Source organism: Saprospira sp. CCB-QB6 (assembly GCF_028464065.1).
In the GTDB taxonomy this organism is placed as follows: domain Bacteria; phylum Bacteroidota; class Bacteroidia; order Chitinophagales; family Saprospiraceae; genus Saprospira.
The window spans coordinates 363,897-382,136 of record NZ_CP116808.1; the positions used below are offsets into that span (position 1 = coordinate 363,897).

Consider the following 18,240-nt stretch of genomic DNA (forward strand, 5'->3'; position numbering starts at 1 on the left):
CTCGCTGTTCGCTCGGCCCTGCGGCGGCTTTGCCGCCTTGGTCTGGCCCTTTGGGCCACTGCTTTCCATCCCTAAGCCAAGGCCCGATGGGCCTTTTAAGGGAGTGTCAGTTCGCGCTGCCATCCTAAGCCCTCATAAATTATGGTCTCTGGCTAGGGACAAAGCGGCCCTGCCGCCGAAGAGGAAAGCCAAAAGGAAACAGCTCGTTGAGCGGCCTAGCGATGGTAGGCAGTGCGGCAAAGCCGCAGACCAAGCAAAAACTTGTTTTTTGCGCAGGGCCGAGCGAATAGCGAGCTGCCGAACGTAGCGCCGCAAGGCCGCAGGCCGCTGCGGAGGCCCCAAACACTATTTATATAAAACTTGATAATGCAAATAGGGAGATTGAGGCTGACAGCTATTTCCCTTGCAGTTTATAAATTGATTAATTTGATATTTATTTATCTCTTTTTCTTCAAATCTTTGTTCTTGGTACAACATCTGGATAATCAGCGGTTCCTCCCCTATTTCGAGTTGGTAGATATACTCTACTCGATCTATAGCTTGTTCCGTTAAGCTTAGCCGAATTTCGGTTAGGCCCAACTCCTCTTTAGTTAAAAAACTATATATTTTCTTTCCCCCTTGCATTTTAAAGCTAAGGGGCTGTTCTCCACCTAGTTTTTCTAAAGCTTTTAGGCCATCTTCAATCATTGGGCGAGTGTCTTTAGTATCTTTTAGAATCATCAATTGGTGAACAAAATCTACTTTTAGCCATTTACCGGCTCCCAACACCATTACAAAGTCCTTATTTTCAGAAACAAAGAGGTTCTCTTTTTTCAGAAAGGTGGTTATTCCCTCTGTTTTTTTCTCCTTGCCCATTATTCTTATCGTAGAGACTTTAAACTTGTATGTTCTTCGATCTAAATAGCTTTGATAAATTTTTTGAAGATCCTTTTTTAAATCTTGCGCACTTAAATTACTGCTTACTCCAAGGGTCAGCAGTATAATCAGTAGTGGCAGAGATGCTGATTTCCAAATGCTTTTCATGCTCATAATTTTCAGGTAGTAAGCAATAGAATTGCTCAAAAAATGCCTAATCTCGTTTGATGACGTGAGCTCTTGACTCCTGAATAGTTTTGATTCCTTCTTCGGTTTCCTTTTTCACCTTTATCAATTGCCCTTCTTCATCGTAGATGTAGTAAGTTGCGTGATTTCTGTTGTCCAAAACAGCAGAAGGTTTTAGATGAATAGGATCATAAACATAGGTTTCCATAGCGGCCTTGGCTGGATGAATTCGGATATCATCTATATACGCACCAGAACTGCTCGTATTGACAGCCACAATGTTTATATGTGTAGTATTCGCAGGTAATTCAAAACTTACTTCATGTTGTTGCCATCCCTCAATAATATTTCCTTTGGGTTTAGTTTGAAAAAACCCTAGTGTATTACTGGAAGCGTCAAAAGCAACTACGCGTAACTCAATAAAGTGGTAGGCGGTATCAATAGCTGCTGCAGCTGCTCGGTTCTCTTTCACCCAAGTATTTAGGACATAAGGCTTTGTTGGTAAAGGAGAAAATTTGCCGTTACAGCTACATTCTAGCGGCAATGTTTCGGGTAACTTTTGGTTAGAGGGATTAGGCTTGAGATATTCTGGGATAGCATCTGCATCCTCTGCCTCATAAATGTAGCCATTCATTATTTCTTCTGTTACACTAAACCCATCTCGTTGCAAGGCTGCAATGCAGGCGGCTTCATCAAAGCGGCCTAAATTGATTGTTGTTATTGTAAAAATTCCTGATATTCCTGCTGCCATATCCATATACATTGAATATTGTCCAGTATGGCTTTCTTCTGTTGTTAAAACTGGGTCCATAATCTGAAAGTGTGCATCACAATCTTTATCGTAATTTTCAAAGCTTTCAAACATAATATCCTGATAACGAGCATTTCCAGCTATTGCAATGGGCAAATCTGTCTTATCCGTATATAGACTTGCTGAATAATTCTTCAGTACATCTCGACTTTCTAAGGCATGCCCCTCTTTGGAGTACTTGGTGACAAACCCTGCATGCTCCCAACTTTCATTAGTAGCTGTTGATGCCCAGCTAAAAGGGGTAAAGGAACTAAGTATCCCTTTTTCTCTTAGGCCTGGACTACCAATAGCATTAGGATATTCTCTATCCCCTTTATGGGCAAAAGAGGTCCATGTGCGCCAAATTCCTTTTTCTCCTGTGAGGAAGGGGTTCGTTGTGCTTCCTTCATTGCAAGAGGCAAGAATGCTTGCATCATTTCGATCATTACAAGAAGAAGAAGCCGAAAAGCTTTCGACAAAATTCCCATCTCTAAATACATCTACAGTATGATCTCCTAAAGGGATTGGCACTGTAACTTGCTGTCCAGAGGCTGCTGCACCAAAGGTATAGGAAGCATTTTCATAAATGACGGAACCATTTGCTGTCTCTACACTAATTGCATGAGTAGAACCTGGAGAAACAGCTGCTAGGACCAGGTTGGGTACAGATTGGCCACCACCTTGCCACAAAGCAGGTGATTGTAGTTGTGTTCTAAGGACATGTGGAGAGGGTAAATTTCTAAAATCTACAAATAAATAACTATACTGATACTTATCATACCATTCTGCAGTAGATACAGGGAGACACATCCCTTGTCCACCCAATGGATACACTGTACCCGCACTAACAACTTTTCCTGTGGCATTTCCTAAGTGTTGTTTTACATGTAAAAAATGAGGATTAGTTGCATCATGAACACATTCACAATTACTACATGAATTACACATAAGACTTGTAAAGTCACTACTTCCAGAAACGGGATAATTATATACTGTATTATTAGTAAATTTTAATCGCATTTTTACACAGTATCCTTCACAAGGATTCGCATAACCAAAAAAAGTTGGTGGTATGCCGTAACATATAGTATTGGGTACTGAGGAACAATTATAGTTAGCAATACTTTCTGTAATAGAAGAAGCTGCTTGTGCTACACCATCAATATAAACGATCACATCACCAGATTGAACATCTGCATAGCTCGCGTCAATACAAGGCAAAAGAGCTCCACCATTGTCACAGCTTCCTCCTACAGAAAAATCTGTAACTGCTGCTCCATCTACTTCTACGGTAATCAGGTTGGCATCTGTAGAAACCCCAGGTAGATAGTCTACACAAAGACCATAATCACAGCTATAAGTAGTTTCACAAACCTTAGTAGAGTGATAATCTTTAAACTTAACTGCAGAGGCATTTAAGACTTTTTGATTATTCAAATCAAGAGTAGCCGTGCCTGTAGATGGGGCTGGGCTAAAATCTTGGTTTAGTGTAGCGATAGCTCCTGCATTTGTATGTACAAAGTTTTTATGTCCTGAGCGTGTAATGACAAGGGCTCCTATTCTTCCAATATTCAAAGGGTTTCCAGCTTCATCCAATAGGCCAATAATTCCTTGAGAATCATCTCGACCATAGACAAATGCTCGGACATAAGTACTTGTGTTACTTACTCTAACTGATAGTTCATCTCCTACAGTAAAGTACTTAGCTAAATCAAGGCTGCTAGATGAATGTTTTACGTATTGTCCGTTAACCTGTTTAACTAAGACAGGGTTTCCATTTTCCCCTTCTAGTTTTAGTCCCACATTTTTAAAGGCTGCATCCATACCATCATAAAACCATCTTGCTTTTTGTTTATAGGAGTAGATTTCGTCCTTAAACTCATTTTGCACCTTAGTGAGTAAAGCCTCTCCAGTTAGGGCATCATAGACTAGGCTTTCCGTAGTAATTACTGCTTGGCCGTCAATAATTCTAGTTGCCTTTAAAATTCCTGACTTGTGAATAATTTTCTGGACAACAGCTGTTCGGCTAGTGTTTATAGACTTATTCCATTTTCCCCAAATGGTTACAATAGGCCAGATCCCAGCCTGATCTAGGTTAAGGTCGATTTGAGCAGAAGATAAATTCTCTCTATTTTCATGCATTTCCACTAAAACATCGTACTCTATACCTAGCAATGCCTTTTGGTATTTTCTATCTTCAGTAAAGACATCAACTTCATTTTGCAGTTCGCCTTGGCTATTTGTATGATAAATATACTCTTGTTTAGTTATTAAGGCCTCTGGCGTTGATGTAAGTGGATTTGCGGTATACTGTCCTATAGATTTTAATTTTCCAGGCATATCATTTAAGATAATCACATAACCTTGGCTTGCTCCTGTGCGTGCCTCACTATAAGTTATGCCTATGTCTGCGCTATGGTCATTCTCACTACCATTTAGGCCAAACCCCATCCCTAAGGGTATTGGTTTTTTAACAGCTGGTTCTGTATATTTTACCTTTACAGGAAAATCTTTTGGGGTAAAGAATTCATAGACTGCAATAGGAGATGTTGGTTGTTTAGTTGTTCCTGTTGAAATATCTAAGTTTGCTTTCAATGAGCGAACAGTTACCTTTCCGTAGCCAACCGAAGCCCCTGGGTAATATTGTTGCATATGAGGAGTTTCCATAAACAAGCTCTGATGGCTTGTATTAGCTAGATTACTATACTCATACTCGATAGGTTGAGCCAAAGGACTTTGTTCTCCTCCAATTATAGGTTCATAGGCTACGCCACTACTAATTTTTTGGCCATTCTCTTCTGTGGTATAATCATAAACATGCCCATAACTTCCTGATAGGTAATTGGCATTAGTCATATCCTCCCAGCCATCATGAATAGTGATCTGTTTCACTCGAACACCTCCACCATATTTAACTCCAGTTGGTTCCATTAGGCGAATCTGCGAATAACCACTCAGGCTAATATTTTTTGCAAAGCCCTGCTCTCTAAGATGTATTTTATATCCATTCAACATGCTGTTGATATCGCTTACAAAATTAGTAAGGTCAGCAATCTCTGGATAAATGCTATTATTTGGGTAAATAAGCTCTGAACGATATTTTTTTATATGCTGAAAACTTGCATTTTGAATGGGGTGAAGTTCTCCAACGGAAACACCTCCTAAACCTTCAATTTGACTTGGCTTTAGACGAATAAAACCAATATCATAACTACTCCCTTGATTACCAGAGCTCACCACACCATAATCAACTCCAGGATTAGCAGTTTCTAACTTAGCATACCCACTAATAAAATCATAATTATTACCATTAAAAGGAGAACTTGAGTTTGTGATTGTTTTAAGGTTTACTCTCGATTTAAAGTAAACATATTTGATTTCCTCCAAGTACTTTTTGTAAAAATCTGCATTTAAGTCTGCGAGAGTTGTTGTCATAGACATTGGCTCTTTCAATGGAAAGAAAATTTTATCCCCAGCTGCTGAGCTTAAAGCATTTTGTTGTTCATAAACCCCTGAGTTATCATCGTAGACCCCTCTTTGGTAGTACTCATTAGCTTGATTTTTAGGAATTTCGGATAAATCATTTCCCAGCCCTAAAATGTCGTACATTTGTAGTGCTTTTTTATCTTCTACATAAGCATAATCATCTCTTTCATAGTCTATATTTAATTTAGATCCAGTAGGTAAACTAATAGAAGTCAGATGCCAAATAGCGGGATCTTCAGGATCATCTTGATTTACATATGGGAATTCCATATAAGGATAAACCTCTCCATTAGCACCTTGATACTTAGTTATATCACGATAGTTCCCCCAGCAATCGTAAGCTTGATCGCTATAGTTTGGATTTAGATCTGAATTGTAGTTTGCGGTATTTCCTGCACTTGACTTTATATAGTCAAATACATAGGGTGTAGCACTCCCTTTTGAAGATAGGCCATAAGTGAAGTACAGCTTTCTAAGCGTTAATTTTCCTGTTGAAGCAGTAGCTGCATTAGGTGTATTTCCAGATAAATTTGGGAGACCTGCAGTCTCATCATTATATTCAAAGTTTACAACTTTTGTAGGTATGCCTCTGGCACTATTTTGTTTGTATTTTTCATACTCTTTTTTAGTATAAAGCTTTATTTTTTTAAGCTTATACATTTTATTTCCATCACTTACATTAGCTTCTTTCCCCCCATTAATATTGTTAGGGTCCGCACCAAAGCCATCAGTTCGTTCTTCTGTTTCAAAAACAGCTACATGTGTTTTTGTATGTACCTCATCAAGATAGTATAGTTCTTTTACCCCTTTAGAATAACTCCCTTTGTCATCATAGGGATTAGATGTACCAGGCATATAGTTAGCTTGGCTATAGGGTACACGCCAATGATATTCATCAGAGGTTTTTTTGTACTTAAACTTCACCCAATAACCATGATCATCATCGGTAACTCCATCTCCAGTAACATCAATATAGTCTGCAGATACTACATCTGTTAACATCCAAGAATTTACATAAGCAGGTAATTTTGTCTTATCTAAAAACTCTTGGTCTGGACTTGCTAAACTACCACTTTTATAATATTCGCCGGTAGGAACATCTATCTTATAATCTGTTAATGCTGCATCATCCTTTTCTACTGAAAACACAAGATCCTCCTGTGACAAATTGTATGCAGCTAAACCATAAATGTAGCGCATACCATCTGGCTGTACAGAAATAATTTCGGAAATATGGTGCCCTATAGGCTGAGTTCCCGTTGGAAACTTTCTACGCTCTACAGTATTAGAACCTGTAGCATCCTTATAAGTAAGATTTTTACTAAAACCATATATTTTAGCTTCATCTGCAGTCAACTTTTGAACTGGAACAGTTCGTGCTGCTCGCTCTGTTGTTCCGTCAAATCCTGATCGTTCCGCAGTTGCAGTAGCCCCTGAAGATAAGCCTGTTGCCTCTATTCCAGACAAAGAATTTGAAATATTAACTCTAACAGCTTCATCCCCTCCCCAGTCATTGTAATGATTACTAGATAACAAAGCTGGTCTGTCTCCTAATTCCTTAAAGTAGCTAGGTTCATAGTCTGGTCGACTATTCTGTTCTTCAGTAAATGCTAAATGATCTAATAGACTAAAGTCATCTGACCAGCCTCCAGATTTAATGGTTCCTTTTCCTAACAAAACAGGAAGACCAACATCTAGCCCAATATGGTAGGGAAAAACAGCTAGTTCTGCACCAAAGGAATAATTTTTTATTGTATGTTCATTTTTGTGTTGAGATAAAATACCAATATCTGAGCGATGTGCACGGAATGCAGAACCAATTCCCTGAGCTGTCATCAAAAAGACATCATGAGTTAAGGTAGAAGTCGGTAAATTAGGTTGGCTTAGATTATACGATGTACTTGCCGCATTAAAGTCTGTTATTGCTGAGGCATCCTGTAGTTTAGACGAATTTAAATTGAGATATCCATAAGCATCTAAAAAATAGGAACTTTCCTTTGATTGACGAGAATTGACAACAACACCAGACCAATTTAGAGGAAAACTAGACAAAAAAGTCCCCCAACCACTAGCTGTACCAAAAATTCCTTTTAATTTGAGATGTGTTGTTTTCGTGGGCATAGTGACCATAGGTACAGACTGGTTCTTGCTAAAAGTTAGTCCTAGGTTAGCATTTCCACCTGCACTTTTTCTACCATTTTTGCTCTTTGAACTTCCTTCTCCACCTGCCACGAAGTTCAAAGAACGAATTCCTTCTCTAGAATTCATATTAGCCCCAACGCCTACACTAAGTGTTGCATTTTTGTATTCTTTAGAAAGAGATAATGTAGGACTTAATCCGATACCCGACTGTGTATCATAACTTAAATCAGCACTAAATATTCCTCCGCCAATAGAGGATTCTACTCTAAATCCAATCCCCTTATTATTATTCCAATATATTTGACCTGTTGGTATCGAATACCTACCACTCCTTCTACGTACTCCAAAAACCTCTTTATATCTATTCAGGTCTAAATTAAGCCCAATAGTAGTTGATTTCTTATAATGTGACTTTTTCTCCACCTTGTCTCCATTAAAATCATCTGGCAAACCTCTTAAAGAACGATTTACAGCTCCAACGTTCACCGTCCAACCTAAACCAACCCAGCTTGCTTCTTGGTCCATTCCAATTCCAGAATGGTAAGCTAGGTTAATTGGATATCCTCCTTGAGGGCCTGGAACAGCTAATAATGGAATATTATAGGTAAAGTCTCCAGAATATAGGTCTACCATCTCTGTTGTAGTAGCCTGCTCAAAGGCTGCATATTCCTGCTGAGAAGGACCTGAAGTCAATGCAAACAACTGAAAAGGACAAACTGTCAAACTAAACAAAGTTGTCAACAATGTAGCTGTAAACTTCTTGTTATTACGTATAAATATATTCATTTTATTAAAATGTCTTCTTGTTTATAACTCTAAAGTTGGAACTTTAGCTAATAAAGATTTTTCAAATTTAAGCCGTACCTCTCCCGCTCCAAACAACTTATCCTTATACACAAAAGTATAATCCGCTTGACTTTTTATATCTTTTCGCTCGAAAGTGAGCACATAATCTAAATATGGAGCTAAAGCATAATTTCGCACGAATTGAAAAGACCTTAGCCCTAAAGTATCTGTCCCTTCTAAAAACAAAATATCTTCCTCTATACCAAATGCCAAATAGTTTAATCTCTGGTAATAGGTCTCCTCATCAGGAACATTCTTTTCTAAAGGATTCATTGATTTTTCAACATCTTGTATTCTAAATTTTAGATATACAAACTCATTGTCTTCCTCCTCCCTACGTTTTTGAGCCTGAGCTACTCCAGATTGCAAAGCCTGCTGAGCATAGATGTAATCAATATTTCCATATTGTACTATGTATTCATTCTCACCAATTAACTTCTTCTGCTGAAAATGATTCGAAGGGTTTTCTACCCATTCTAAATACTCTTTTGGCGCTAAACGATCAGGCTGACAAGAAGCCAAGAGCAAAACCATAGCTATAATTGCAAAAAATAGATACTTCAACATTACTTGGCCCCTCCTTTATACCGTTCATTTATATAAATTACAACATCTTCTGTAATATTGATAGATTCACTAGCTGCCATAATAGCCCCATCTCCCCTTGCTCCTAAAATTAGGTCGTACTTTTGTTTTTCATTATAATCCTTTAAATACTGACTCAATTGCTCGACGACTTGTGTGTGCAACTCTTGTTGAAATGTTTGCAAATCAGCTTCAAATTGAGCCTCCTTTAACTGATATTCCTGTACTAAAGCACCTCTAGAACTACTATCTTCTTTTACAATAAGATACTGTAAACTATCTAAAATTGCTTTTCTTTTATCTGTAATCAATTGTACCTTTTGCTCTGATTCTTTAGCAAAATCAAACTGACTAAGCAAATCAGGCAAGGATACATAAGCTATTTTTTGCGTCTTCGAACTATCTAGCAAAAAAAATAATAAGACTCCTAAAAGTACCCCTAGGGCCCCTACTCCTATTAACTTTATATGCTTCACTATCTTAAATTTTAAACCTTAAATATTTAACTTGCCCTTTTGCATCATAAACTTCTAGAATATAAAACCCTGAAGTAGAATTATCTCCCTGCAATTTGAAATAGCTTGTTCCATATTCTTTTTTAGTATCCTGGCGATGTACATTTTCTAACGTAAAGCTAGTTGTTACATCATTATAGCTGTTATCATATATCGTATAACCTAGATCGGTTTCTGACAAATAGCTCTCCTTATACCTAAAGTAGACTGTAGCCGATACACAATCATAAAAAGCTCCATCTAATTCATCTTTTAACTCATAATATGGAGGGCCTGCAACAAAATCCATACATTCATATGTCGTAGAGTTAATGACTAACTCCGCATTTGAGTTAAAATCTTGTTCTTGACAAATTGTACGTATTCGAATATTCTCAACAGCTGCAGTATTACCAGTCAATCCCAAATACAGCCTACCCGATTCTTTCTCACTAATAGCCTGAGGCTCCCCGATTTCTAAACCGTTTTTGTAGAAATGAATTTCACTTTGCTCTAAGCCTAACTCTATTCGATCACCTAAGGCTGTTTTATTACTCGCAGTATAGATAAGTTCCTTATCCATATAAATATGGATATTGTCAAGGCCTAATTCAAAGTAATACTGTCTACTTTCTTGTCTAAAACCTACCCCAACATAACTAGAGGCTTCATCTTCCCCAAAAGAACTTAGCTGTAGAGAAAACCCCAAAATACCTGCATCTCCTAAATCAGGAATGGGAGAAACCTTACAAAAGGCTATCGGGGAAATCTGCTCCGAAAAGTTAATCTCTGTTCTTTCTAAACTAGAAGACGTGAGTACTCCCTCCGTATACTCTACCACTCCCTCCTCTTCCTCTGGCATATCCAAATAACACACTCCTATTTCTGCACTATTTTCATATACCGCTGAAACCTCATCAGCATCTAATGCATAATTAAAGATTTTCAGCTCATCTAACTTCCCCTTAAAATGCTTTGTCTGATTAAATCGCATTCCCACTACTGCTCGTTCCAGAGAAGTGGCATAATAAGGAGGGCAACTTGAAGGGATAGTCTTCGTTGAAGCTAAAACTCCATCCATATATATCTTCCCCTCTGTAGCATTTCTTGTATAAACAATGTGATGCCATGTTGAACTTGGAACCACTCCTGTGCTTGCATTATATGCTGTTGTACTTGAGCAACTTGTCCAACCATAACCAATACAGCCCGTGTATTGACTATAGTAATTATTAGCTATAAATATTCCTTGATCTCCATTCGATCCCCCTATAGATATAATAGGCATATAGCTTCCCGAACTAACTGTAGTCACTTCTACCCAGACGGAATAACTAAATTCCGAAAATTTCAAGGCATTCAAATTACTTAACTCCAAGTAATCGTCCTGTCCATCGAAATAATATGCACTATTCGCACGACCATAACGATCGGTCGTCAAAGTCGCTCCATTTACTGTCGCAGAATGGTTCCCTTGAACATCATCCGCATCTCCATTCATTCGTAAATCTGCGACCAATCCCGTTTGAGCCAATAATAACTGCCCACTTAGAAGCAATATGGCTAAAATCCCTAACTTATTTCTCATCTTATTGCTTTCTGCTATTTCTTTATTTTGGGTCTTGCCTTATCCAATACAGGCACTATAACTAATCTATTAACTTTCCCTCAAGAGGAAAATAAGGACAACATTTTTAGGTCAACACCCCCTTTTTTTCGCCCCCTTTTGTTATGTTTTTTAGTTTTTTTATTCTCCACTTTGTGGGCGCAAATGTACTCAATTATTAAGACAGCTTGTCAGCTAAAGTCACAAGTACTAAAATAAAACAAAAAAAAGATCAGAAATAGCCATTAAAAACAGATGGCACAACTATTATATTTTTTTTAAAAAAATATAATAGTTGTCACAAAAAAGCTTGAAAAAAATAAAAAAACACAACCCAATTATAATCACCGCCTCCTATAATTGGTTTAAAAACCAATAGATGTGCTCAACTGGAATAGCGGTAGATACATCGCCACCAAAATAACTGCCACCATCAGCCCTAAGGCAACAATCAAAACAGGCTCTAACAAACTACCAATAATAGCCGTTCGCTGCTCTATTTCTTCATTATATTGCTCTGCTAAACGCCCAAACATAGGCCCCAACTGACCTGCCTCCTCCCCTACTCGAATAAGCGCCAAAAACTGATTGTTAAATATAGTTCCCTTTCCCAAAGCCTCCGCTAAAGTATCTCCCTGTAATACCTTCTGACTAGCCGATTTTAATACTAGCTCTAAAGGATAAAAATCAATCATCTGATCCAATAAATCCATAGCCTGCAACAAAGGCAAACGCGCCCCTAACAATAAAGCCATAGATTGAGCAAAACGCGCTAAATATATTCGCTTGATAATCGGCCCAAAAATAGGCAGAAACAACAGTATATTCGCCCGCCATTTTCGCCACCAAACCGCCTTTTTTTGACTATATAAAAATATAATTAACCCTAGCAGCAAGAGCAAAACATAGCCCCCATAACGACTGCTATAATCCGAAGCCTGCACGACCAAACGCGTCAAATAAGGCAATTCACTACCAAAACGCTCATAAATCCCCGAAAACATGGGCACCAAATAACGCAGCAAAAAGAAAAGCGCCAAAAAAGAAAAACTCATAACAAAAATAGGATACGATAGAGCAGAAATAAGCTGCTGCCGATACTTCAAACTCTTCCTGAAAAAAGCCGCCAAATCCTTTAATACAGCCTGTAACTGACCCGATTCTTCCGCAATCTGAATACTATAACACTCATAAGTCGAAAATACAGACAAACGCTGCATAGCCTCAAAAAAACGAGCCCCCGAAATGATTTCCTCTAATAAACGCCCTAAAATCTCTTGCTCCTTTTTCTTCTTTAAATTCTCTTTCAATAATTCTAAGGCCGTCTGCAAATCTAAACCCGCCCGCAATAATAACGCTAACTCTTCATAAAAAGCTTGCTTTTTCTTAGCCGAAAAAGCCCCCCCAAAACTAATATCCTTATTCATAAAAGCCCAAAAAGAACTAGAGCTTTCCACTTTTTTTTTCTCCTTTTGCGCTAATTTGATTCCCATTGATCCCTGTTTTTTTGGCTCCTAATCCTAAATACAAAATCCAAATCTTCTATTTCCCAATCTAAAGCATCTACTGGCCCATTTTCCTCCCGCAAAGCCTTCTCCCAATACAAACGCAATGCTTTTGTCTCGCAAAATACAGTATCTACTTTGGCCTCCATCTCCAGAATTTGCCGACAAACAAAATCTCGCTCAAAAGAATAAGATAACTGCAGACTATCCATTTCCAAAATTAACCGCTGCTCCTCCCAAATAGCACTCCGACTACGCACAAAATCAGTCTGCAAGATGGCCCGAAAAGCATCCAATTCCAAAATTGCCTCCGTCTCTCGCTCATATTGACGATACAATTGATCCATTATCTGATGAGCTAACAACCCCATAGACAATACAAAGGTAGCCAACAACATCACCAAAATAAGCTCTACTAAAGTAAATGCCGCATATTTTTTCATCTCCTATTTTTTTGGGGCTTGCCCGCCCAAAGGGCGGGCCGGGCTGTGTCGCAGCTCGCTGCTCGCTCGGCCCTGCGTTTTTTTCGCTGCGCTCAAAAAACTGGGTCTGGCCTGCGGCCACTGCTATCCATCCCTAAGCCGACGGCCCTTCGGGCCTTTTTACTGTAGCTTGAAACCTATAACAACAATGGACTTCAGCCCATCTGCGAAAAACCGTTCAGCAGCCGAAGAAAAACGCCAAAAGAAGAAAGACTGTTGGGCAGCCTAGCGATGGTAGGCAGTGCGGCAAAGCCGCAGACCAAGCAAAAACTTGTTTTTTGCGCAGGGCCGAGCGAGCAGCGAGCTGCCGGACGTAGCGCCGACGAGCGAAGCGAGGCGGAGGCCCCAAAACAAGCATTTAATCCACAGGCCAATATAACCACTGTTTATCGATTCGCAATTCTTCTTTATGCGCATCCAAAACGGTTAGCTCTAAACGATAGAGATAAGGCGCATTTTCTTTTTGCCATTTCTGTTCAATAATAAAAGGGGGGCGCTCAAACTGCTGATTTTCTGAAGGTCCCTGCTCCAAAGCTGTCGTTCGGATATCTTGCAAGCAAAGTTCAATCAAAGATTGCTGCTGGATGGCATCGGCTTTTAGCAATTGTAAATAAAAATTTAGTCCGAAAGCCAAGCTAATAAAAATAAGCAGTAGGGCCATCATGCTCTCCAATAAAGAGCTGCCCGCCACTTTTTTTGTCATTCTAAGCATTTAATAATTCCTCTTTTTTTGGGACTTCCTTCTTTAAAAATATCCGGCAATAAAAAACGTTTTGGGCGTTTTTCCAATTCAACTTTGACGTTAATCAGGTAATTTTCATAAACCGCTGCAGGCGTTTTCAAACTCAGTTGTCGAAGCATGAGCTGCCCATCAATATCGGCCTGCATATCTAAGTAAACATTGCTATAAACAAATCCTCGGACTTTGCTCGTTGGCGCCAAACGATGCCTAGAGCGGCCCATACGCGGGCTATATTCTTCTTGAGAAATCCAAATCCCCTCTAAGATAGAAGCCGAATCCAATTGCAAAAAACTGGCTTGTTCAGCCAATTGATTGCGATAAACGGCTAAAACAGAGGGATATTTAAGGCGGCAGTTTGCCTGTACAATAATTGTATCGCTCGCAATAGCTTGAACACTGCCCTCAAAACCCGACTCAAAAATAATATTGGGCGCTTGCAAGATGACCTCTTCTAGTTGGGCCTCTTTTCCAACATAAATTGCTTTTTCAGCTCGAATGAGCAAGGCTCCTTTTAAATTCTCATTTTGTAGATACAATTCTTCGGCTAAAATATATTTAGGCATTTGTTCAAAAGAACAGTGAATTTTTGGGGCCAAAGTGGTTTGCTGTTCAGGCAAAGTCAGCAGTTGGTCCAAATGCCTCAATTTGTCTAATGCTAAACTCGGTAAAAACTTACTACTTCTTCGCTCCTCGCCATAAAGCAATTGCCCCCCTTCAAACTGTTGACCAGCAGCCCGTCCTCGTTTTAATCCCGCTTTGGGCAAATAAGCGGCACCTCTCAACAGGGTTTTCCCCGCCAGCATCAGCGGCTTTCCTCTATCCGCCAAATAGACTGCTGCATTCAAACGGCCTTCAGGCAGTTGACCAACCAAATACAAGCGACTAAAACTATCTTGTCGATGAAAACTCCGAGCCCCTAAATAGTCATACATTCCCCAACTTCGCTTAAAAAGACAAACGCTATCTTGGGCCTCTCCATACAAAGAAATACAAGATTCTATCTCAGTTTCTTGGGCCAATAAATAGGCAATGCCTGCATCTGCATTGCGAATTAACTGGCCTTGCAAAAACGACTTTGTCTGCAAAAAACGATGACTAGCGGACAACATTAAAAAAGCCGTTAGAATAATCGCAATGAGCAGACTAACCACAATGGCATAAAGCAATGCCCGCCCGCTTAGTTTTTGCTTCATTCGCCTTCCTTTTTACAAATTACCAATAACTCAAAAGTGGCTTGATAATGATCTATATTCTGATAAGAAATATCGTCTATACGCTCTACCCAACTCAAGGCTTGCAATGATTTTTTCCAATCATTATAAAAGACCGACTTCTTAGAAATCCCCTTAATTCGGATAAGTCCTTGTTGATAATTTGGCGCCTTTCCTTCTCGCTCCGCCTTTTTATCTTCTAGCAAAGGAGCGATTTCTAGCTCCAATAAATGAATGCTTTTTGGCAGGCTACTGGCCAACTGATCGGCGTAAAAAGATTGCTGACTTTTTTCGCCTAAGCTAGCTCCAGCTCCCAAATTTACCTGCTGTTCATAATCTTCTTTAAGCCGATCTCTTTCGGCAATCAATTGTTGCTTTTGGGCTAGCTCCAAACTCAAGGATTCGTTTTTCTGTTCCAGCTGCTCTAAATAAAAGTAATTGATCAACAAGCTGATAAAGAAAAAAGATAAAAGGGCGATAGTACTCAACTCCAGTAGTTTTTTGTATAGCAATCGCTCCTGATTATCCTTTAGTAAGGGAATATCCAAAGCCGTCTGTCCAACATCCTCTAAACCAATAAAAGCTAAAGCCGCTGCAGCCAACATCCGGCTATCAAGCTGCTCATCGCCCAAGTTTAATTCTTGGGCTGTTCCCTCTTGCTTGAGCAGTTCACTCAAGGCTCCATCTTCCAAAAAAAACTCATAATGATTAGCAACTACTCGCTCTTCTTCTAAATAGGGAAATAAAGCGGTGGCCACAAAAGGCGCATAATTGGCATAGACTATAGACAAGCCAGCCTCTTGAGCCAAATTCAATAAATCCAATAGCTCTTCTTTTCGCCCCAAAACAACTAACTGTCCCTCTTTTTTGGGATAAAACTCTACTAAGATATCCGCTGCTTTCGCAGAGGGAAATATTGTCTTTAGGGCTTGCTCCTTATTTTCAAATGCTCGGTCAAAAGATTTAAAGATAAGCTTAGGGCTATTCCAGCCAAAAAATATTGGACAATCCTTTGGCAGCAAATCCTTTAGTTCATCCCAACTACCTAAATTAGCCGCCTGTTGAACAATGCTTGCCTCCCCTTTTTTTTGGGCCAAAACTACAAGTTGCAAACGGTAGCCCTCTTCGGTCCAAAAACATTCTACCCCAGCCAATTGCTTTGTAGATAATAACCAAGATGCCATTTTCGCTTGCATAATTAGTAGACTATTGTAGGTTTAATAAAAATAAGCAACTCGCTATCTGACTTTGTTTTCTTTCGGCTTCCCAAAAGATTAAGTAAGGGAATCCTAGCCAAAAAAGGCGCCCCTTTTGCACTTTCCTCTTTGCGTTTAGTATTCAAACCACCCAATACAATCATTTCGCCATTGCGTACTCGCAAAGCCGACTCAAATGTTCGGGTATACTGGGCTGGAGGCGCCCCAATCTGAGTTTCTCCAGTAAAATCAGACTGGCTGACCGTGATATCTACCGTGATTTGCTCATCTCCAGATACCTGAGGCAAAATTCCTATGGTAAAATTGGCCTGTACAGATTTAAAGTTTACATCCTGTTGAGTCACAGTTCCTTGCACCCCCTGAACTGTCGTTTTAGTTTCCTGATAATATCGAGTTTCTCCCACAGTAAAAGTCGCTTCATGAGAGTTAAGAGTTGAAAGCTGTGGCCTTGACTTCGTTTTGATTAAGCCCGCATCTTCTACAGCTCCCATCGAAACATAAAAGTTGGGGACAACCCGCCCCAAATTGACAATTCCCCTTCCCGCTAAAGTATTTAACAAACGGTTGATAGTCTCTGCCCCAAAACTAAAAGATACACCTGGCGTCAAGGTTGCCTGATCACTAGCAGGCGACTCGCCCAAGCCCATCTCTAAATTACTCTCATTGATTAAACTCCTTTGTACATCCAAAATAATCAACTCAATATTAACGACAGGAACCAGCTTATCTATAGACTGCAAAAAAGCCTCTATCTCTGCTACTTCGGGAGCTGCCCCACTCAATAAAACCGCATTGAGCTCTAAAAAAGGTTGAATATCTACCCGCTCCTGCAAATCTGAGGGAATCACTTTTTCAATTTCTTGAGCCGATCGATTTTGTAACTGTACGACCTTTGCCGTCCGTAAACCTTCCTGCTCTCGATCTCCAATTAAATAAATCCCCTCCGATAATTTATAGGTTAAAGTCGTCCCCGTTAAAATATAATCTAAAAACTCACTATAAGTGGCATGACTCAATTTCATAGAAATAGCTGGATTAGAAGCCGTTCCATTTTGCTGTCGATTATTATTATTATTACGGCCCCTTTGTTGTCCTCTTCCCCCATTGGCGCCCCCTTCTTCAAATAGAAAATAATTTTGGCCCAACTCAATAGAAACAGCCTGAATAAGATCTAATAGGGGAATGTCAATGGCTTCTATGTCTAAATATTGCTCTTGACTGAACGAGTCTGTTGTAACAAGCATAGAAAGGTTTTGGATGGCCTGATAATCAACTCCAGCCCCCATACTTAATCGATTTTTAGCATTCTTGTTTTTGGCCAATGTCGGATCAATTTCCTCTTCTTTCAAGGCCAAATAAAAAGCCCCTTCATCTGTTTTGCTCAATTGCAATTCATTGGCCCGAGCCAAAAGCCCCAAAGCATCCTCAATCTCCGTCTTTTCCACAAAAACCGAAACCGCCAATTGCTGGGCCTTTTTACTCGCCACTACATTTTGTCCCGTCGATTGCGTAATGGAACGCAATAACTTATCTAAAGGCTCAGCCTTAGCGTCTAAACTCAATTTGTTGGTAAACGCATTATACTTGGCCAACTCTTTTTCCTTGGGTACGGGAAGCTCTTTTTTGTGCGGAAAAACCGTAATGATCGAACCCGAAAAGGCCAAATCCAAATTATATTGCCGACAAAGGTAAAGCAACAAATCCTTAATCTTAACCTTAGAAAAATTACTAACAACCGCCTGCTTCAACTGCGGATCTATCGTAATATTAAGCTTACTTTGCTGAGCCACCGCCGTGATAATCTCACTAACCGTCCCCAAAGCAGAAATGTCTATTTTTTTGTTCAAATTTGTCTCTTGCTTAGAAAAACGATCGAGCTGTTCCTCCAACAACTCAAACCGATCTTCATCCAATTGTGCCTGCACAGCAATATGGCCCACAAGCATCAAGAGTAAGAGTAACAGACCTTTTGTTTTCATCTTTTTGTTTTTTTTATTTTGGGGCTGCCCCTCCCTGCGGTCGGGTCGGGCTGTTTCGCAGCTCGCTATTCGCTCGGCCCTTCGGCGCAAAGCGCCTCGGTCTGGCCCTGCGGG

General features: G+C 39.6%; 11 protein-coding genes. All 11 read right to left on the reverse strand.

The annotated features are described in order from the left end of the window. Window positions 1-345: 345 nt before the first annotated feature. The 11 genes from PPO43_RS01460 to PPO43_RS01510 all read right to left on the reverse strand — a co-directional run bounded on the left by PPO43_RS01460 (window position 346) and on the right by PPO43_RS01510 (window position 18,126). On the reverse strand, window positions 346-1,023 hold the full coding sequence (locus PPO43_RS01460) for a hypothetical protein (RefSeq protein ID WP_272620015.1): 678 nt from the start codon (window positions 1,021-1,023) through the stop codon (window positions 346-348). A 46-nt stretch (window positions 1,024-1,069) separates the two neighbouring features. Then, window positions 1,070-8,245 (reverse strand): hypothetical protein, encoded by a 7,176-nt coding sequence (locus PPO43_RS01465; RefSeq protein ID WP_272620016.1) that lies wholly within the window; start codon window positions 8,243-8,245, stop codon window positions 1,070-1,072. 21 nt (window positions 8,246-8,266) lie between these two features. Then, window positions 8,267-8,872, reverse strand: a complete 606-nt coding sequence (locus tag PPO43_RS01470) for a hypothetical protein (protein ID WP_272620017.1) — start codon at window positions 8,870-8,872, stop codon at window positions 8,267-8,269. Then, window positions 8,872-9,366 carry an OmpH family outer membrane protein gene (locus PPO43_RS01475; protein WP_272620018.1) on the reverse strand — a complete coding sequence of 165 codons (495 nt, stop codon included), beginning with the start codon at window positions 9,364-9,366 and terminating at the stop codon, window positions 8,872-8,874. Before PPO43_RS01475 ends, PPO43_RS01470 begins: the two co-directional genes overlap by 1 nt. 4 nt (window positions 9,367-9,370) lie before the next feature. Continuing rightward, window positions 9,371-10,972: a LamG domain-containing protein gene (locus PPO43_RS01480; RefSeq protein WP_272620019.1), complete on the reverse strand. Its 1,602-nt coding sequence runs from the start codon at window positions 10,970-10,972 to the stop codon at window positions 9,371-9,373. A gap of 383 nt (window positions 10,973-11,355) precedes the next feature. Then, window positions 11,356-12,483 carry a type II secretion system F family protein gene (locus tag PPO43_RS01485; RefSeq protein ID WP_272620020.1) on the reverse strand — a complete coding sequence of 376 codons (1,128 nt, stop codon included), beginning with the start codon at window positions 12,481-12,483 and terminating at the stop codon, window positions 11,356-11,358. Beyond that, window positions 12,468-12,938, reverse strand: coding sequence for a PulJ/GspJ family protein (locus tag PPO43_RS01490; protein ID WP_272620021.1), 471 nt, complete (start codon window positions 12,936-12,938; stop codon window positions 12,468-12,470). Before PPO43_RS01490 ends, PPO43_RS01485 begins: the two co-directional genes overlap by 16 nt. Before the next feature lie 397 nt (window positions 12,939-13,335). Further along, window positions 13,336-13,689: a hypothetical protein gene (locus PPO43_RS01495; protein WP_272620022.1), complete on the reverse strand. Its 354-nt coding sequence runs from the start codon at window positions 13,687-13,689 to the stop codon at window positions 13,336-13,338. Then, a complete protein-coding gene (locus PPO43_RS01500; RefSeq protein WP_272620023.1) occupies window positions 13,677-14,912 on the reverse strand; it encodes a hypothetical protein in 1,236 nt (411 codons plus the stop codon). The genes PPO43_RS01495 and PPO43_RS01500 overlap by 13 nt, the downstream gene beginning before the upstream one ends. After that, entirely contained in the window at window positions 14,909-16,126 is a 1,218-nt protein-coding gene (locus PPO43_RS01505) for a hypothetical protein (protein WP_272620024.1), read from the reverse strand. Before PPO43_RS01505 ends, PPO43_RS01500 begins: the two co-directional genes overlap by 4 nt. A 2-nt stretch (window positions 16,127-16,128) precedes the next feature. Further along, window positions 16,129-18,126 (reverse strand): type II secretion system protein GspD, encoded by a 1,998-nt coding sequence (locus PPO43_RS01510; RefSeq protein ID WP_272620025.1) that lies wholly within the window; start codon window positions 18,124-18,126, stop codon window positions 16,129-16,131. Between the last annotated feature and the right edge of the window lie 114 nt (window positions 18,127-18,240).